General features: G+C 67.1%; 16 protein-coding genes. 10 read left to right on the top strand and 6 right to left on the bottom strand.

The window, feature by feature from the left end:
• The first annotated feature begins 59 nt into the window (after positions 1-59).
• Both T8T98_RS06600 and T8T98_RS06595 read left to right on the top strand, forming a co-directional pair.
• Positions 60-698 (top strand): carbonic anhydrase, encoded by a 639-nt coding sequence (locus tag T8T98_RS06600; RefSeq protein WP_160732836.1) that lies wholly within the window; start codon positions 60-62, stop codon positions 696-698.
• 41 nt (positions 699-739) lie between these two features.
• Positions 740-1,462, top strand: coding sequence for an NYN domain-containing protein (locus T8T98_RS06595; RefSeq protein ID WP_251105693.1), 723 nt, complete (start codon positions 740-742; stop codon positions 1,460-1,462).
• Positions 1,463-1,574: 112 nt separating this feature from the next.
• Here T8T98_RS06595 and T8T98_RS06590 read toward each other — a convergent pair whose 3' ends face one another.
• The gene (locus T8T98_RS06590) at positions 1,575-2,912 is read right to left on the bottom strand and encodes a hypothetical protein (RefSeq protein ID WP_322295873.1); all 1,338 of its coding nucleotides are present in this window, start codon (positions 2,910-2,912) and stop codon (positions 1,575-1,577) included.
• 254 nt (positions 2,913-3,166) lie between these two features.
• Between T8T98_RS06590 and gyrA the strand changes: the two genes are divergently transcribed.
• Positions 3,167-5,989, top strand: coding sequence for a DNA gyrase subunit A (gyrA, locus tag T8T98_RS06585; RefSeq protein WP_251105695.1), 2,823 nt, complete (start codon positions 3,167-3,169; stop codon positions 5,987-5,989).
• A 40-nt stretch (positions 5,990-6,029) separates the two neighbouring features.
• On the opposite strand, the gene T8T98_RS06580 is transcribed toward gyrA, so the two are convergent.
• Entirely contained in the window at positions 6,030-6,698 is a 669-nt protein-coding gene (locus T8T98_RS06580) for a lysoplasmalogenase family protein (RefSeq protein ID WP_251105696.1), read from the bottom strand.
• 47 nt (positions 6,699-6,745) lie between these two features.
• On the opposite strand from T8T98_RS06580, the gene trmFO reads away from it, so the two are divergent.
• Positions 6,746-8,098 carry a methylenetetrahydrofolate--tRNA-(uracil(54)-C(5))-methyltransferase (FADH(2)-oxidizing) TrmFO gene (gene trmFO, locus T8T98_RS06575; protein ID WP_251105697.1) on the top strand — a complete coding sequence of 451 codons (1,353 nt, stop codon included), beginning with the start codon at positions 6,746-6,748 and terminating at the stop codon, positions 8,096-8,098.
• Between the two features lie 18 nt (positions 8,099-8,116).
• Here the strand turns inward: trmFO and T8T98_RS06570 are convergent, their stop codons facing one another.
• The gene (locus T8T98_RS06570) at positions 8,117-8,578 is read right to left on the bottom strand and encodes an EF-hand domain-containing protein (RefSeq protein WP_251105698.1); all 462 of its coding nucleotides are present in this window, start codon (positions 8,576-8,578) and stop codon (positions 8,117-8,119) included.
• A gap of 31 nt (positions 8,579-8,609) precedes the next feature.
• Positions 8,610-9,284 carry a squalene/phytoene synthase family protein gene (locus tag T8T98_RS06565; RefSeq protein ID WP_251105699.1) on the bottom strand — a complete coding sequence of 225 codons (675 nt, stop codon included), beginning with the start codon at positions 9,282-9,284 and terminating at the stop codon, positions 8,610-8,612.
• A 108-nt stretch (positions 9,285-9,392) separates the two neighbouring features.
• Here T8T98_RS06565 and T8T98_RS06560 point away from each other — a divergent pair, with 108 nt between their 5' ends.
• The 6 genes from T8T98_RS06560 to T8T98_RS06535 are packed head-to-tail and all read left to right on the top strand — an operon-like array spanning position 9,393 to position 15,856.
• Complete coding sequence (locus tag T8T98_RS06560; RefSeq protein WP_251105700.1) at positions 9,393-11,243, top strand: TadE/TadG family protein; 1,851 nt, start codon at positions 9,393-9,395, stop codon at positions 11,241-11,243.
• Positions 11,243-11,842, top strand: coding sequence for a TadE/TadG family type IV pilus assembly protein (locus tag T8T98_RS06555; protein ID WP_251105701.1), 600 nt, complete (start codon positions 11,243-11,245; stop codon positions 11,840-11,842). Before T8T98_RS06560 ends, T8T98_RS06555 begins: the two co-directional genes overlap by 1 nt.
• Entirely contained in the window at positions 11,839-12,495 is a 657-nt protein-coding gene (locus T8T98_RS06550; RefSeq protein ID WP_251105702.1) for a TadE/TadG family type IV pilus assembly protein, read from the top strand. Before T8T98_RS06555 ends, T8T98_RS06550 begins: the two co-directional genes overlap by 4 nt.
• Before the next feature lie 42 nt (positions 12,496-12,537).
• Entirely contained in the window at positions 12,538-14,601 is a 2,064-nt protein-coding gene (locus T8T98_RS06545; protein ID WP_322295872.1) for a TadE/TadG family protein, read from the top strand.
• On the top strand, positions 14,601-15,185 hold the full coding sequence (locus tag T8T98_RS06540) for a TadE family protein (RefSeq protein ID WP_251105704.1): 585 nt from the start codon (positions 14,601-14,603) through the stop codon (positions 15,183-15,185). Before T8T98_RS06545 ends, T8T98_RS06540 begins: the two co-directional genes overlap by 1 nt.
• Complete coding sequence (locus T8T98_RS06535; RefSeq protein WP_251105705.1) at positions 15,176-15,856, top strand: TadE/TadG family type IV pilus assembly protein; 681 nt, start codon at positions 15,176-15,178, stop codon at positions 15,854-15,856. Before T8T98_RS06540 ends, T8T98_RS06535 begins: the two co-directional genes overlap by 10 nt.
• 84 nt (positions 15,857-15,940) lie before the next feature.
• Here the strand turns inward: T8T98_RS06535 and T8T98_RS06530 are convergent, their stop codons facing one another.
• Together T8T98_RS06530 and pdhA are read right to left on the bottom strand one after the other, a co-directional pair.
• Positions 15,941-17,323, bottom strand: coding sequence for a pyruvate dehydrogenase complex E1 component subunit beta (locus T8T98_RS06530; RefSeq protein WP_251105706.1), 1,383 nt, complete (start codon positions 17,321-17,323; stop codon positions 15,941-15,943).
• Between the two features lie 3 nt (positions 17,324-17,326).
• Positions 17,327-18,415: a pyruvate dehydrogenase (acetyl-transferring) E1 component subunit alpha gene (gene pdhA, locus T8T98_RS06525; protein ID WP_251105707.1), complete on the bottom strand. Its 1,089-nt coding sequence runs from the start codon at positions 18,413-18,415 to the stop codon at positions 17,327-17,329.
• Positions 18,416-18,561: the final 146 nt, after the last annotated feature.

Here is an 18,561-nt window from a genome sequence, read left to right as displayed (position 1 = left end):
CATCTAGTCCGCGACATGCCGTCTTGCCAGCCCTTTCCCGACAAGGCATTGGGAAGCCCATGAAAAGCTTCGACGACCTTATCGATGGATATCGCAAGTTTCGCAGCGGCGCCTGGATCTCGCAGCGCGAACGCTGGAGCGAACTGGCCGAGGGACAGTCGCCGCAGGTGATGGTCATCGCCTGTTCCGACAGCCGGGTCGATCCCACGCAGATCTTCGACGCCGATCCGGGCGAGATCTTCGTCGTGCGCAACGTCGCCGCGATGGTCCCGCCGTTCGAGACGACCCCGGGGCACCACGGCGTTTCCGCCGCGCTCGAATTCGCGGTCCAGTTCCTGAAGGTGCGCGAAGTCGTCGTCATGGGCCATGGCCTGTGCGGCGGGTGCAAGGCCGCGCTGACGCAGGACCTGCACGGCAACGACCCGGGCCAGGGCGGCTTCGTCGCCAACTGGATATCCATGCTGGACGAAGCCCGCGCCCCGATCGCGGCCAGCCTCGGCACCGAAAGCCGCGAGGCGGAGCGCGCGATGGAACTGGCGGCGGTGAAAGTGAGCCTCGCGAACCTGCGCACGTTCCCCTGCGTGCAGGAAAAGGAAGGGGCCGGCGCGCTGAAGCTGCACGGCGCCTTCTTCGCGATTTCCGACGGCGTGCTGCACCTGCTGGACGAGGATAGCGGAGAGTTCAGCCCGGCCGCCTAAACCGCTTGCGCCCCCGCCCGCGGACGGCCATCTAGTCGCGCATGTCCGACGAGCTACAGCACCGAAATATCGCCCTCCTGATCGATTCCGACAATGCCAGCCCGGCCGGGATCGACCCGGTCCTGACCGTGCTTGCCGAACTGGGCCAGGTGAACATCCGCCGCGCTTACGGCAACTGGCGCAAGCCGGCCCTCAAGAGCTGGGCGGACCTCGTCCACCGTTACGGTATCGAGCCGCAGCAGCAGTTCGACCTGACGCGGGGCAAGAACGCGACCGACATGAAGATGACCATCGACGCGATGGACATGATGTATCGCGGGCGCGTGCATGGTTTCGGCATCATGTCGAGCGACAGCGACTTCATGCCGCTCGCCATGCGCATCCGCCAGGACGGCTATCCCGTCTATGGCTTCGGCAGCGCGAAGACGCCCGAGGGTTTCCGCCAGGCCTGCACGCGCTTCATCGATGTCGACGCGCTGATCCGCGCCGAGAAGGAAGAACGCGCCAATGGCGGCAACGATGGCGGCAAGGGCCCGCTGGACGACGACATGCTGCACCTGCTGTTCGAAGCCTACAACGCCAGCAAGCGCGACCAGAAGGGGTTCGCGAAGCTTTCCGAAGTCGGCCAGCGCGCGGGCAACCGCTCCAGCTTCGACACGCGCAACTACGGCTATGCCCGGTTGATCGACCTGGTCGAGGCGATCCCGAATTTCGCAATCGAACGGCGCGAGAACGACCAGATCTGGATCAAGCGGCTGCGCTGAACGGGGGCCGGCGCCGCGCCGGCTTCCCGCGCCACTCAGGCGCACATCCGATGCAAGAAGGGCGCGAGGACCGAAGTCCCCGCGCCCTTTACCTTATGCAGGGGCGAGACGCTTACTGCGCCGTGGCGCCTGCCGACATCTGCTGCTCGGCATAGATCGACCAGAGATCGGCGATCATCGCGCGCTCGCCCTCGACCTTGTCGAAGTTCGCCTTCGCCTCGGCGTACTGGCCCTGGTCGGCCTGGGCGATGCCGAGACGGATCAGGACGCGCCCGCGATCGACACCGGGCCGCGTCAGCGCCAGTTCGTACATCTCGATCGCTTCGGCGGTATCGCCGAAGTTGAGATACATGTCGCCGGCCGCCGCGGCATCTAGAGCGGTCGCGCCCGAACCGCGCGCATCCTGCGCCAGCTCCGCCACGTCGGCCCGGGCGGGCCCGGCCTGCGCCTGCGCGGTGGCCTTGGCCTCGGTCACCAGGACATCGCCGGGGTTCAGCATGTTGGCCGCCAGGCCTGCTTCGACCACCCGCCCGACTTCGGCCGGCAGGCGGCGGGCGTCGGCAGCGGAGATGTAATCCACGTAGTCGCGTTCCGAACGCAGGCTGCCGGTGCGGTCCGAAAGGCGCATCAGGTCGAGCAGTTCCTGGTCGTCGTATTCGAAGAAGCTGCGCTGGACCGCGATCGCGTCGCCCCAGACGTTCGCCGACGGGTAATGCCGGAGGTAGATCTTGGCGAAATCGGCGGCATGTTCGGCCAGCTGGTTGTTGTAGGCGATGGCGAAGCCGCGCTTGATCCAGTCTTCCTCGACCGTCTGGCCGGCCTCGTGCCGCGTCGAGATCGCCTGCTTCAGCGTCGCGAGCCCGGCGTCGTAGTTTTCCTCGGCGAAGTACGATTCCGCCATCAGGCCCTGCAGGGCCGGGTCGTCGTAGCCGGCGGCTGCCGCTTCCTCGAAGCGCGCGCGCGCCTTGGCGTAGTCTTCCGCGTTATAGGCCAGCTGGCCCGATGCGAAGAGGCTGAGGCCGAGGTTCTCGGCGCCGACCTTGCCGCTTTCGAGCATCATGTCGAGGCCCTGGCGCTGGAGCGCCGTGTCCTTGGCGCGGGTGCCGATCGTGTAGATCGCCTGGCCGGCGACGAACTTGTCGTCTTCCGACTCGACCGCCGCGGTGATCGTGGGAATCTCGGCCTTCAGCGCGGCCGGATCTTCCTGCGCCTCGATCCGCTTGGCCAGCGGCTGGTAGGCTTGGATGAAGCCCTTGGTATAGTTCGGCTTGCCGTTGTCTTTCTTCTTCTGCGCGGCAGCCGGCGCCTCCAGCGCCGTGGCGCCGACAACGCCGCCGGCAACCAGCGCGAGGGCAAGGGCGAAATGCGAACCGATGCGCATGCGGCGCGCGTTCGGGTTGCGGACGAAAGACTGCATCAGGGTATCTCCCATTTGGATGAATTCTGCCATTCAGGCTGAAGAAACGCGTTGCATGCGCGCTAGTGCCGCCTCGAAGCGGCCATTGCAATTCCTTCTAGGGCAAGGCTGCTGAACCGCCATTGAATGGCCCCCGCGCGCAGGCGCGGCGCAAGCCCGTGCGGAAATGTGGAAAAACCGCGCGCCAGACCCCATCTGGGCAGTATCCCGGTGGTGCTGCCCCGCGCTCTCGCCTAGGCTGACCCGCACAAGTTCCAGACCACAGAACGAAAAAGAAAAGAAGTCCGTTGAGCGACGATACCGATACCCTTGCCCCCCCGGCGCCCGCCGGTGACTTCGACCGCGTCGACATCGTCGACGAGATGAAGACGAGCTATCTCGATTACGCGATGAGCGTGATCGTCAGCCGCGCGCTGCCCGACGTGCGCGACGGCCTGAAGCCCGTCCATCGCCGGATCCTGTTCTCCAGCCAGGAAGGCGGGTTCGTCGCCGGCCGGCCCTATCGCAAGAGCGCCAAGATCGTCGGCGACGTGATGGGTAACTACCACCCGCACGGCGACAGCGCGATCTACGAGGCCCTGGCCCGGATGACGCAGAGCTGGTCGATGCGGGTCCCGCTGATCGACGGCCAGGGCAACTTCGGTTCGATGGACCCGGATCCGCCGGCCTCGATGCGGTATACCGAGGCGCGGCTGGCGAAAGTCGCCAACAGCCTGCTGGACGATCTCGACAAGGACACGGTCGATTTCGCCGAGAACTACGACGGTTCGCGGAGCGAGCCGACCGTCCTGCCCGCGCGCTTCCCCAACCTGCTGGTCAACGGCGCAGGCGGGATCGCGGTCGGCATGGCGACCAATATCCCGCCGCACAACCTGGGCGAGGTGATCGACGGCTGCCTGGCCTTCATCGAGAACCCGCGCATCAGCAGCGAGGAACTGTTCGAGATCATCCCGGGGCCCGATTTCCCCACGGCCCCGCTGATCCTTGGCCAGTCGGGCGCCAAGGCGGCCTATACGACCGGGCGCGGATCGATCCTGATGCGGTGCCGCCACACGGTCGAAACCTCGCGCGGGGACCGGCAGGCGATCGTGCTGACCTCGATCCCCTACCAGGTCGGCAAGTCGAACCTGGTCGAGAAGATCGCCGAGGCCGCGAAGGACAAGCGGATCGAGGGCATCGCCGACATCCGCGACGAATCCAGCCGCGAGGGCGTGCGCGTCGTCGTGGACCTGAAGCGCGACGCGACCGCCGAAGTCGTCCTGAACCAGATCTGGCGGCACACGCCGGCCCAGGCGAGCTTCCCGGCCAACATGCTCGCGATTCGCGGCGGCCGGCCCGAAGTGCTCAACCTGCGCGACATCATCCAGGCATTCGTCGCCTTCCGCGAACAGGTCATTACCCGGCGCACGAAGTTCGAGCTGAACAAGGCGCGCGAGCGGGCCCATATCCTGCTCGGCCTGGTGGTCGCGGTGTCCAACCTGGACGAAGTCGTGGCGATCATCCGCGGTTCGTCCAACCCGGCCCAGGCGCGCGAGAAGCTGCTCGCGCGCGAATGGCCGATCGGCGACATCGCGCAGTACATCCGCCTGGTCGAGGCGATCGAGCCCGACGCCGAACAGCGCGGCGGCACCTATCGCCTGTCCGAACGGCAGGTGAAGGCGATTCTCGATCTGCGACTGCACCGCCTGACGGCGCTGGGGCGCGACGAGATCGGCGACGAGCTGAAGGAACTGGCCATCGCGATCGAGGAGTACCTCGCGATCCTGGCCGACCGGCAGAAGCTCTACGCCGTCATGCGCGAGGAGCTGGAGGAGATCCGCGATCTCTACGCCACGCCGCGCCTGTCGGAGATCGCCCCCGCCTGGGACGGGATCGACGACGAGGACCTGATCGAACGCGACGAGATGGTCGTGACGGTCACGCTCGACGGCTATATCAAGCGCACCCCGCTATCGACTTTCCGCGCCCAGGCCCGCGGCGGCAAGGGCCGCGCCGGGATGGCGACCAAGGAAGAAGACGCGGTGATGGACATGTTCGTCACCTCGACGCACAACCCGGTGCTGTTCTTCTCCACCGCGGGCAAGGTCTATCGGCTGAAGGTCTGGAAGCTGCCCGAAGGCGGCCCGGCCACGCGCGGACGGCCGATCGTCAACCTCCTGCCTGCGCTCGACGACGGGGAAACGATCCAGACCGTCCTGCCCTTGCCCGAGGACGAGGATAGCTGGGGCGCGCTGTCGGTCGTCTTCGCCACGGCCCGGGGCAACGTGCGCCGCAACTCGATGGACGCGTTCACCAACATCCCGTCGAACGGCAAGTTCGCGATGAAGTTCGAGGAAGGGAGCGACGACCGGCTGATCGGCGTCGCCCTGCTCGACGCGACCGACGACGTCCTGCTCGCCAGCCGCAACGGCAAGGCGATCCGCTTTGCGGGGGAGGACGTGCGCGAGTTCACCAGCCGCACCTCCACCGGTGTGCGCGGGATGAACCTGAAGGACGGCGACGAGGTCGTCTCGCTTTCGATCCTGCACCGCGTCGGCACCGATGCGGAGGAACGCGAACGGTACCTGCGCTTCGCCCCGTGGAAGGGCGAGCGCGAGGGCGAATGCGAGCTGCCGGCCGAACGGTTCGAGGAACTGGCCGGGAAGGAACAGTTCATCCTGACGGTCTGCGCCAACGGCTACGGCAAGCTTTCTTCCGCCTACGAGTATCGCCGGATCGGTCGCGGCGGCCAGGGCATCCTCAACATCGACAATATCGAGCGTAACGGCCCGGTCGTGGCGAGCTTCAACGCGACCCAGCGCGACCAGCTGATGCTGGTGACCGACCGGGCCAAGCTGATCCGCATCGGGCTCGACAGCCTGCGCGTGATCGGCCGCGGTTCGGCCGGGGTCCGCCTGTTCAAGGTCGCCGAGGGCGAGCACATCGTCAGCGCCGTTCGCCTCGACGAGGAAGAAGCGCCCGAGACCGAGGCCGAGGAAGCGATCGTCGAGGAAATGGCCGCGCGGGGCAGCGTCGAGACGGAACCGAAGACCACGCTGCATTCCGATGACAATCTGGCCGACGACAACCTGGCCGACGACAACCTGGAAGACGGGGCCGAGGGGGAATGACCGCCCCTTCCGCGCCCGGCCGGCCGGGCCGTGCGCGCGGCTAGCGCGTGGCGCGCAAGGTCTGGATCACCCCGGTGGCGATCAGGATCTGGCCGGCGAAATAGGTCGGCCAGATCAGCATGTCGGGCAGCGCGCTGCCGGCCAGCGGGCCGAAACGGGCGAAGATCAGCCAGTCCGACACGACGAACAGGATCGCCCCCGTCCCGACGCGATAGCGCGGAAACCGGCTCATCCAGGCACAGGCGGCCATGCCGCCGAGGGCGAGCGCATAGAGGGCGATGCTGGAACTGCCCGAGACGAGCCAGGACACCAGCGGCGTCGCGACCAGCAGCGCGACGGCCAGGCCCTTCTGGCTCGGCGCCGGATCGGCGCGCAGGTTGCGCAGGTAAAGCGACATGGCCGCGAGGTGCGAGGCGAAGAACGCCGCCCCGCCCCATAGGAAATCGAGCTCGATCAGCATGTCCCCCAGCGCGGCCAGCGCCATGACGAGCGCCAGCAGGCGGGCGTCGCCCCCGCCGTGCCGCGCGAGCGCATAGCCGGCGAGGAACAGGCAGCCCGCCCCCTTCAGCAGGATCAGCCAGAGCCCGCCGATCTGCCAGTCGCTGACGAAGTAGTATAGCGTCGCCGCCGCGATCGCGGCCAGCAGCCAGGGCCTGTGTTCGACCAGTGCCTGCCTTGCCATCGTCCCGTTCACCCCCGAAAACGCCATTCTTGGACTTGAACCCGGGGTGGCGCAACCACTAGGTCACGCGCGCAATGACCCACGATGTCCACATTATCGGCGGCGGCCTGGCGGGAAGCGAAGCGGCCTGGCAACTGGCGCAGCGCGGCTACCGCGTGCGCCTGTCCGAAATGCGCGGAGGCGGCGGCACGACGCCCGCGCACCAGACCGACGGGCTGGCCGAGCTCGTGTGTTCGAACAGCTTCCGCTCCGACGACGACGAGCGCAACGCGGTGGGCCTGCTGCACCACGAGATGCGGCGGCTCGATTCGATCGTCATGCGCGCGGGGGAAAAGGCCCGCGTGCCCGCCGGCTCCGCGATGGCCGTGGACCGCGACGTCTTCTCGGCCGAAGTCGAACGGACGCTGCGCGAACATCCCCGGGTCACGATCGTGCGCGAACGGATCGACGCCCTGCCGGCCGAAGGGCCGACCATCGTCGCCACCGGCCCGCTGACGGCGGAAGCGCTGGCGGGTAGCATCGTGCGCGCGACCGGGCAGGACCGGCTGGCCTTCTTCGACGCGATCGCCCCGATCGTCCACCGCGATTCGATCGACATGGACATCGCCTGGTTCCAGAGCCGCTGGAACAAGGGCGACGGCAAGGACTACATCAACTGCCCGATGACGAAGGAGCAGTACCTGGCCTTCCACCAGGGCCTGCTCGACGGCGAGAAGACCACGTTCAAGGACTGGGAAGCGGACACCCCGTACTTCGAAGGCTGCATGCCGATCGAGGTCATGGCCGCCCGCGGCGTGGACACGCTCCGCTACGGGCCGATGAAACCGGTCGGGCTGGACAACCCGCGCGACACGACGCCCGAGTTCCCGCAGGGGCGCTGGCCCCATGCCGTGGTGCAGCTGCGGCAGGACAACAAGCTCGGCACGTTGTGGAACATGGTCGGCTTCCAGACCAAGCTCAAGCACGGCGCCCAGGTCGAGCTGTTCCGCACGATCCCCGGGCTAGAAAAGGCGGAATTTGCCCGCCTCGGCGGCCTGCACCGAAACACGTTCCTCAACTCGCCGCTGGTCCTCGACCGTCAGCTGCGCCTGCGCGGCGGCGAACACGTCCGTTTCGCCGGCCAGATCACCGGTTGCGAAGGCTACGTCGAAAGTTCCGCGGTCGGCCTCCTCGCCGGGATGATGGCCGCCGCCGAGCTGGCTGGCAGGGGTTGGGCGCCGCCCCCGCGCAGTACGGCCATGGGCGCCCTCCTCGCCCATATTACCGGCGATGCGGAGGCCGAGACGTTCCAGCCGATGAACGTCAACTTCGGCCTGTTCCCGCCGCTTCACGACGTGAAGAAGAAATCGCGCAAGGAAGCCTATACCACCCGCGCCAAGGCCGATTTCGGCAACTGGATGGAAGCGCTCGAACCGCTGCCGGCATAGCGCCGCGCGGGCTGCGCTTCAGCAACGACAGGCCGGCTTCTTGCGCCGTTTCGGCGCGGTCGTGGCGAATTCAGCCGGGGTCAGCTCGCCATTGCCGTCGGCATCGGCGCCCTCGAACCGGCGCGAGGTGGTGACGGCCCATTCCTCGAACGTCAGCAGGTTGTTCCCGTCGACGTCGAGCTTGCGAAAGGCGTCGGTTCGCGTGGACAGCATCTCGGTCCGCGTGATCCTGCGGTCGCGGTTGCGATCGTAGCGGAAGAAACGGCGCTCTTCGCGGGTGAGCTCGGTCGCCTCGGGCGGCTCGGGGCCGATCATGTCGCCCGGATCGATCTCGGGCAGGGCTTCGGCCTCGGGCTCGCCCGTTTCCTCGACCAGCGGCGGAGGGGCGCCCCGCTCGACTTCCGCCCTGCCCTGCCACCAGAACAGGCCCAGCCCGACCAGCGCGAGCGTGGCGATCGCCGAGAGCACGACACGTTGCATGGTTAACCCCCTCTGCCGGGGGCACCATAGCCTAGCGGCCGAACATGCCAAGCCGCATGGCGACGAGGATATCGGCGCGGCCCGCCACCAGCTTGCCCCCGCCCCGTGCCACCGCGCGGCGCCCCAGGCCCGCCAGCACCGCCAGCGGGCGCAGCGCGCGCGGCATCGCGGGCACCGGCCCCGCAGCATCGCGGGCACGTTCGATCGCGCCGGAATGCTCGCGCGGGTCGCTCGCGTTCGCAGCGAAATCGGCCAGGGCCCAGAGGCGGCCCGCGGCCCGTGCATCGTCGGCCGCCGCGCCATGGCCGGCAAGCCGCGCGAGCGCCGCGAAGGCCCCGGCGCGCGCCGCCACGAAAACCTCGAGCGCCGCATCGTCCAGCGGGGGTTCGGCCACGAGCTGTTCCCACCCGTCCACCAGGCCTTTCAGCGCGTCTCCCTCGCCGCTCCACGAAGCGCCGATCGCGTCGAGCACAGGATCGCCGCGCGGCCGGTCCGCAGCGGGCTTGCCCAGCTCGTCGCGCCACCAGGCGAGGCGCATCTGCGCCAGCAGCGGTTCGCTCGCCCGTGCCAGCAGCTCGCCGAGCCGCGCATCGAGCGCGAGCATGGCCGCGGTGGCCGTGCGCCAGCGCGCCGGCGCGTAGTTCACCGCCAGGCGTTGCGGCAGGGGCAGGAGATCGTCGAGCATGGTCGCGCCCGGCGATAGCATCGCGATCCGCCCCCGGCCACGCCCGCGCTCGCCCTGCCCTCATTTGGAGTTTCTTAAGGCTGGCTTCCTAAAGCGATCGACGAGGAAACCACGGAATTCGGCCAGGCTATGATCACGGTTAATCCGCTTCGCGCGCTGGGGCGCGACCGACGGGGCAATACCCTGCCGATCTTTGCTGCCTCGCTGATTCCCCTGATCGCGATCGTCGGCGGCGGCGTCGATGCCAGCCGCGGCTACCTGGCCAAGACCCAGCTGCAGAACGCCTGCGATGCCGGCGTGCTGGCCGGCCGGCGGGCGATGGCCAAGAGCGGCGAGTACGAGACGGGCGAGCGGGCCAAGGCGCGCACGATGTTCAACGCGAACTTCGAATCGGAGATCATCGACGCCGACCTCATCAAGTTCGAGACCGCGGCGGGCAGCGACGGCGACGTCACCGGAACCGCCAGCGCGCGCATCCCGACGGTGCTGATGAAGATCTTCGGCAAGACCGAGCTGTCGTTCTCGGTCGATTGCATGGCCGAACTGCAGATCACCAATTCGGACATCATGTTCGTGCTCGACACGACCGGTTCGATGTCCTCCGATTCCAAGATCGACGGGCTGCGCGACGCGGTGGAGGATTTCCACAAGACGATCGCCTCTTCGGTCAACGACGACGACGTTCGCGTACGCTATGGCTTCGTCCCCTACAGCATGACGGTGAACGCCCGCGACCTGCTGACCAGCGGGGCCATGCCGACGAACTATATCGCCGACACGGCGACCTTCCAGTCGCGGCGGGGCCGTTTCACCGAGGCGGCCTGGCTGCCCAATCGAAGCGAGACGCGGCGCGAGGTCGAAAGCGGCGGGAAACTGTCGCGCAATCGCTGCGACGAGTACCAGGACAATTACGGCAACAACCCCGAGCAATACGGAAGCCCGCCCGGCCGCACCGTGACCGTCCACTATGAGGGCTACGGCCGGGGCCGTAATCCTTGCCGCCGCCTGAAAGAGACGGTGACGGTCGATTCCTACCGCCAGGTCTATGTCAGCGACGGCGACAAGTGGCGCTACGAGGAAGTGGAGCTCGACGTTGCCGACCTGACATCGTTCGGGTCGGTCGAGCTGGCGACCTGGATCTCCGACGATGCCTACGTGCCGACCTCCGGCCTCTACGACCTGCGGACCCTGGCCGAGATGGAGGATACCAGCGGGATCTACACCACGTCCTACACCTGGGGCGGGTGCATCATGGAACGCGACACCGTGGTCGATGCCGACATGGACCCGGTGCCCGACGGCGCCTACGATCTCGACATCAACAGCGCCCCCGACAGCGACGCCACCCGGTGGAAGCCGCACTTCGCGCCGGCGGTCTTCTATCGCAACAACTATTACAACGGCGTCAATTCGAACACGACCATCAGCCACACCTCGAACCGCTGCCCGGCACCGATGCGCCTGTTCCAGGAAGTGGACCTGACGCCGGACGAGGTTCCGGAGTGGCTGGAGGACTACCTCGACGACCTCGATCCGGTCGGCAATACCTACCACGATATCGGCATGATCTGGGGCGGGCGCCTGGCGAGCCCGAGCGGCATCTTCGCATCGACCGTCAACGACGAGCCCGATCGTTCGGTCAGCCGCCACATCATCTTCATGACCGACGGCAAGATGGAGCCGTCCGTCAGCGGCTATTCCGCCTACGGGATCGAGAAGTACGAGAACCGCGTCGCGCCGCGCTACACCGACGGCGACGATCTGGCCGACTATCACGATGCGCGCTTCGTCGCCGCCTGCAACGCGATCAAGGACGAAGGCTACACCGTCTGGGTGATCGGTTTCGGCGCCAGCCTGACCGACGAGATGCGCGCCTGCGCCACCGGGCACCGCGCGTACTTTTCCAGCGACGTCACCGAGCTGCGCGCGACCTTCCGCTACATCGCCTCGCAGGTGGCAGACCTGAGGCTGGGCCAGTGATGCGCGCCGCGTTCGCCAGGCTGCGGCGCGACCGCGAGGGCGTGACGATCATCGAGTTCGCGATCGTCGCGCCGGTCCTGCTGGTGTTCATCTTCGGCATCCTCGACCTGGGGCACGGGCTCTACATGCAGTCCGTCCTGCAGGGCACGGTGCAGAATGCCGGGCGCGACGCGGGCCTGGAAAGCGGGCGCGTCGGCCAGGCGGCGATCGACGCCGACGTCAGGGAACGCATCAAGGCCGTCATGCCCTACCTCGATGACGACGATATCGCGATCGAGCGACAGAACTACGAGACGTTCAGCGACGTGGACGTGCCGGAGGACTTCGACGACACGAACGGCAGCGGCACATACGACGACAACGAGTGCTTCACTGATCGCAACAACAACGGGCAGTGGGACCCGGACGTCGGTGCGGACGGGCTCGGCGGGGCGGACGACGTCGTCCAGTACGAAGTGACGGTGACGTACGACCGACTGCTGCCGTTCTGGCGCATGCTCGACCTTCCCCATCGCGGCGTGGCGCAGGCGACGACCGTGATGCGCAACCAGCCCTTCGGCCAGCAGGCAACCCGGCGTTCGGTGCGGATATGCCCGTGAAGCGCGCCCTCCTCCGCCTCCGCCACCGTTTCGCCGCCCTGGCGCGTGCGCGCGAGGGCGTGGCGCTGATCGAATTCGCCTATTCCCTGCCGATCATGATCACGCTCGGCTTCGGCGGGCTGGAGCTGATCAATTACACCACCGCGCACCTGCGGGTGAACCAGCTCGCGATCTCGCTCGCCGACAACGCGTCGCGCGCGAAACAGGAAGTGGTCGGCGGCAATCCCCGCTTCCGCGAGCTCGATGCCAACGAGTCGATCCGGGCCGCCTATCTCCAGGCCGGCGATCTCGACCTGGAGGCAAACGGCCGCGTGATCCTCTCCAGCCTCGAAGTGAACGGCGATGGCGGCCAGTGGATCCACTGGCAGCGCTGCGGAGGAAGCAAGACCTACCCGTCGAAATACGGGCCTGAAGGGACCGGCAGCGCCGGCACCGGCTTTCCCGGTATGGGCCGCGGCACGCGGCAGGTCCAGGCGGAGGAGAACTTCGCGATCATGTATGCGGAAGTCTTCTACGACTACCAGCCGGTCGTGTTCGGCGATCTCCTGCCCGAAGCGACGATCTACAAGACCGCCGCGATGTACGTGCGCGACGATCGCGACCTTTCGGGCATCTTCAATCCCGACCCCCCGGCCCCCGTCAATCGCTGCTGACGCATCTTTCGATCAAGCTGCTGTTAACCATGTAAATTCGCGATGGGCTTACGCAAATGGGCCTATCGCGAAACCGTGGTAAACCATGTCATCACGAAAGGCGCGCGTGCCCTTCGCCTGCCGCGGCTGGCCCGCGACAGGTCGGGCAACACGCTGGCGATCATCGCCGCGGCGCTGGCGCCGATCCTCGCCATGGTCGGCGGCGGGATCGACATGGGCCGCTCCTACCTCGCGCAGAGCCGGCTGCAGCAGGCCTGCGATGCCGGCGTGCTCGCCGCGCGCAAGCGCCTCGGCTCCCAGGCCGCGGCGACGGGGGAAATCTCCGAAGACGTGGCCGATACCGGGCAGCGTTTCTTCAACATCAATTTCCGCGACGGGTCCTATGGCACCGAGAGCCGCTCGTTCGTGATGACGCTGGAGGAAGACTACGCCATTTCCGGCCTGGCGACGGTCGATGTCCCGACCACGATCATGCAGGTCTTCGGTTTCGCGCGCGTGCCGATCCGCGTGGAATGCCAGGCCCAGATCAACTTCCCCAGCACCGACGTGATGATGGTGCTCGACGTCACCGGATCGATGGGGCGCACCAACCCGGGCGACAGCATGCCGCGGATCGACGTGCTGAAGGAAACGGTGATGTCGTTCCACGCCCAGCTCGACGCCGCGGCGCAGGCGGGCGCCCCGGTCCGATACGGCTTCGTGCCCTACTCCACCAACGTCAACGTCCTCCACCTGCTGAAGGACGAATGGGTGGTGGAAGAATGGGCCTACCAGTCGCGCAAGGCGCGCACCGTCGAGGTCGAGTTCCAGCAGACCCGCTATACCGATGCCGCGCCGGTATCCGGCACGCGGAACGAGACCACCGTCGAAAGCTATCCCGCCGATTTCAACGAGATCAACGGTTATCACTGCTCGTCCCGCCCGGCGAATACCGTGGTGAAGTCGGAGCGGGAGGTAAGCTCGCGCTCGGAAGTCGTCCTCGTTCCGCCGGGCACGCGGACGATCACGACGATCGAGCGGACCCGGAACGGCTCGGCATACGAGGCGCGGCTCACCGGCCGGCAATGCTCGGTCGTGGAGATCGCCTATACCGACTACGTCGACCGCTACGACGAGATCGTCGAACCCGCGCTGCGGAACGAGGAACGCTGGAAATATGCCCAGTACCTGTTCGACGTCAGCGACTGGCGGGCCGAGGCCAATGGCTGCGTGGAGGAACGCAGCACATACGAGATCGACGATTTCGACAATGTCGATCTCGACCGGGCGCTGGACCTCGATATCGACCTCGTGCCCGGAAGCGATCCCCGCCATCGCAACGGCGGCCTCCTGCGCTCGCTCCTGACCTTCGGCGGCGGCTCGGGCGGCGGTGACGACGATGACGACGACGATGACGATGACGACGATGACGAGGGCGACGACGAAGGCGGTTCCACCTCGCTCCGGTTCGATTCGTCGAAGTGGCGGCCGATGTACCCGGAACGGGTCTTCATCCGCGCGATCAACTGGGACGGTTCGGGCGATTTCCAGCAGGAAAGCTCGACCACGACGGCCGACTATGCCTCCCCGGTGGAGCTGAACTCGGCCCCCTGCCCGCCCCCGGCGCGCAAGCTGGCGACGATGTCGGCCGACGAGCTTGGCGCCTATCTCGCCACGCTGCACCCCCAGGGGAATACCTACCACGACATCGGGATGATCTGGGGCGGCCGGCTGATCTCGCCGACCGGCCTGTTCGCCGAAGAGAACGCCGATCGCGGCGGTTCGCAGACGAGCCGGCACCTGATCTTCCTGACCGACGGGGAGACGGCGCCGCTCGACGTCGCCTATTCCAGCTACGGCGTCGAACCGCTCGACGGCCGGCGCTGGACGCCCGGCTCCCCGATGTCGCTGGCCGAGACGATAGAGCAGCGCTTCCTCTTCACCTGCGGCGAAGTGCGCCGGCGCAACATCACCGTCTGGCTGATCGGTTTCGGGACCGAGCTGACCGACGTCATGCGCCAGTGCGCCGGCGAGGGGCACTACTTCGAGGCCGCCGACGCGGCCGAGTTGAACGCGTCGTTCGCGACGATCGCCGACAGCATCAGCGACCTGCGGGTGAGCAAGTGATGCGCCGCCTTCCCCTTCTCCGCGACCGCCGAGGGGCGACGCTGGTCGAGTTCGCGCTCGTCGCGCCGCTGCTCCTCCTGCTGCTGCTCGGCATGTTCGACATGGGGTACAACTACTACATCCAGTCGCAGCTGCAGGGCGCGGTGCAGCAGGCCGCCCGCGACGCGACGATCGAGGGCGCGGCCGGGCAGGAATCGAAGATCGACGCCCGCGTTGCCCGCGCGGTCCGCCAGATCGTGCCGAGCGCGCGGATATCGTTCTCGCGCAAGGCCTACGCCACTTTCTCCGAGGTCGGCCAGCCGGAGGATTTCAGCGACATCGACGGCAACGGCACCTGCAACGACGGCGAACCGTTCGAGGACGCGAACGACAACGGCACCTGGGACCGCGACCGCGGAACCGACGGCTTCGGCGGCGCGCGCGACGCGGTGCTCTACGTCGTCAGCGTCAGCTACAAGCGCGCCTTCGGGGTCACGGCCTTCGTCGGCTTCCCGGACACTTTCACGACCCAGGCGACGACGGTGCTGCGCAACCAGCCCTATTCCGACCAGGTCGTCTCGGCGACGGTGAGACAATGCCTGTGACCCGCGCCCGCACGTTCCTTTCGCGGCTCGCGCGCTCGGTCTCGGGCGCCGCGGTGACCGAGTTCGCGCTGGCCGCGCCGCTACTGATGATGGCGGGCCTCTGGGGCGTGGAATCGGCGCACCGCGCGGTCATGCAGATGCGGCTGAGCCAGGTCGCGATCCTCGTCGCCGACAACGCTTCGCGCGTCGGTGAAAACTCGCTCCTGGGCGAAACGAGGCTGTATGAAAGCGACATCAACGACGTGCTGTACGGCGCGCATGTCCAGGCCGGGCGCAACTTCGATCTCTACACCCACGGGCGGGTGATCCTCTCCAGCCTCGAGGTCGTGCCCGATACCGAGGACCAGCAATATATCCACTGGCAGCGGTGCAAGGGCGAAATGGCCCACCCTTCCAGCTACGGCGAGGAAGGCGACGGGCTGGCGCAGGGGATAACGGGCATGGGGCCGCCGGGGGAGGAGATCATCGCGTTCAAGGGCGAGGCGGTGATGTTCGTCGAAGTCGCCTACGAGTATCAGCCGCTGATCTCGACCGCCTTCACCCACGCCGAGACGCTCCACGCGACCGCGGCCTTCAACGTGCGCGACAACCGCGACCTGACGCAGGTGTACCAGCGCGACCCCGCGCAACCGACCCCGCGCGCGACCTGCGATCTCTACGAAGGCGTGTGACGCCTATCCTGGCATGACACGTCCCATCCATGACCGGACGACTGCCGGCGGCGGCCGCGACGCGGCACACCGCCGGGCACCCGATCAGACGTAGCAGACTTTCTTCACCGCCTCGACGATGCGCTCCGCGTCGATCAGGGCCAGCTTCTCGAGGTTGGCCGCATAGGGCAGCGGCACGTCCTCGTTGCAGACCCGCAGGACCGGCGCGTCGAGATGATCGAAGCCGTCCTCCATGCAGATCGCGATCACTTCCGACGCGATCGAGCAGGTCGGCCAGCCTTCCTCGGCGATGACGAGGCGATTGGTCTTGGCCAGGCTTTCGAGGATCGCGTCCCTGTCCAGCGGGCGCAGGGTGCGAAGGTCGATCACCTCGGCATCGATCCCCTCGTCCGCCAGCTGCTCGGCCGCCTCGAGCGCGAAGCCGACGCCGATCGAATAGCTGACGATCGTCACGTCGGCGCCTTCGCGCATGATCCGGGCCTTGCCGATCGGCAGGACGTGGTCGTCCAGCTCGGGCAGCTCGAACGTGCGGCCATAGACCAGCTCGTTCTCCAGGAAGACGACCGGGTCCTCGCTGCGAATCGCGGCCTTCAGCAGGCCTTTCGCGTCCGAGCTGTCATAGGGCGCGATGACGATCAGCCCGGGGACGCTGGCATACCACGGGCCGTAGTTCTGGCTGTGCTGCGCCGCCACGCGGCTCGCCGCGCCGTTGGGGCCGCGGAAGACCACCGGGCACCGCATCTGGCCGCCGGACATGTAGTTCGTCTTGGCGGCGGAGTTCACGATATGGTCGATCGCCTGCATCGCGAAGTTGAAGGTCATGAACTCGACGATCGGACGCAGTCCGCCCATCGCCGCGCCCGTGCCGATGCCGGCGAAGCCATATTCGGTGATCGGGGTGTCGATCACCCGCTTCGGGCCGAATTCTTCGAGCAGGCCCTGGGTGACCTTGTAGGCGCCCTGGTACTCGGCGACTTCCTCGCCCATGACGAAGACCCGTTCGTCGCGGCGCATTTCTTCCGCCATCGCATCGCGCAGCGCCTCGCGCACGGTGACGCTGGCCATGTTGGTGCCATCGGGAATTTCCGGGTCCGCGCGCGGTTCGCGCCGGGGCCGTTGGGGCGCCGGCTCTGCCGACGCGCCCTCGTCGTCATCGGCCGCGGAGCTTTGTTCCCCTTCATCCGCCGGTTCCGCGGAAGACGCCTCGATATCGCCCACGTCCTCGCCCTCGTCGGCCAGGACCGCGATCACCGTGCCCACTTTCACGTTCTCGGTCCCCTCGGGCACGACGATCTTGCCGACCGTGCCCTCGTCGACCGCCTCGAACTCCATCGTCGCCTTGTCGGTCTCGATCTCGGCCAGGATATCGCCGGAGGAAACCTCGTCGCCCTCCTTGACCAGCCAGCGGGCCAGCGTGCCCTCTTCCATCGTGGGCGAAAGCGCCGGCATCTTCAGTTCGATCGCCATGGCTCAGTACCCCTCCACCAGGACATCGGTGTAGAGTTCGGCCGGCTCCGGCTCCGGCGAATTTTCCGCGAAATCCGCAGCTTCTGCCACGATCTTGCGAATTTCCTTGTCGATCGCCTTCAAGTCGTCCTCGCTCTTGCCCTGCTCGACCAGGGTTTTCTTCAGCCCCTCGATCGGATCCTTGTGCTCGCGAATGTCCTGCACTTCCTCGCGCGTGCGGTATTTCGCCGGGTCGGACATCGAGTGCCCGCGATAGCGATAGGTGTTCAGTTCCATCAGGACCGGGCCCATGCCGTCGCGCACGTGCTTGAAGGCGACTTCGGCCGCGGCGCGCACCTCGAGCACGTCCATCCCGTTCACGTCCATGCCGGGGATGCGGAACGCCGTGCCGCGCCGGTGGAACTCGGTCTCAGCGCTCGAACGGGCGGTGCTGGTGCCCATCGCGTACTGGTTGTTCTCGATCACGAAGACGATCGGCAGCTTCCACAGGCTGGCCATGTTGAACGTCTCGTAGACCTGGCCCTGGTTGGCCGCGCCGTCGCCGAAATAGGCGAGGCACAGGCCGCCGTCCTCGTTGTACTTGTGCGCGAGCGCGAGACCCCCGCCCAGCGCCACCTGGGCGCCGACGATGCCGTGCCCGCCGTAGAATTTGTGCTCGGTGCTGAACATGTGCATCGAGCCGCCCTTGCCCTTGGAGATGCCGGCCTGGCGGCCCGTCAACTCGGCCATGATGACCTTGGGATCGATGCCGTAGGCCAGCATGTGGCCGTGGTCGCGGTAACCGGTGATCACGCTGTCGCGATCGTTGTCGAGCGCGCTCTGCAGGCCGATCGCGACCGCTTCCTGCCCGATATAGAGGTGGCAGAAACCGCCGATCAGGCCGAGGCCGTAGAGCTGCCCGGCCTTTTCCTCGAACCGGCGGATCAGCAGCATCTGGCGATAGAACGCGAGCAGCTCGTCCTCCGAAGCGTCGTAACGCTTCGCCTTCTCGAACGCTTCCTGGAGGCTGTGCAGCGCGAAATCGACGTCTTCCGCCGGGCCTTTGCCTTTGTTGCCGGCGGGCGTTTTGCGGGTCTTGGCGGTTCTGGCCAAATCTCTTTCCTCGGTTGTCGCGATCACCTGGGGAGGCGTGCCGTCTCTCGCGGCATGGCCCGCCCTATAGGCGCAAGCCGATTGCAGGCGCAACGCCCCGGCGACGCCGTGAATACGAAATTTTGCGGGTGCCGCCGTGCGCCGGG

This window comes from Pelagerythrobacter marinus, assembly GCF_034375205.1.
Classification (GTDB): Bacteria; Pseudomonadota; Alphaproteobacteria; order Sphingomonadales; family Sphingomonadaceae; genus Pelagerythrobacter; species Pelagerythrobacter marinus.
Note: the sequence above shows the minus strand (reverse complement) of the source record. Positions and strands in the feature narration are given on the sequence as shown.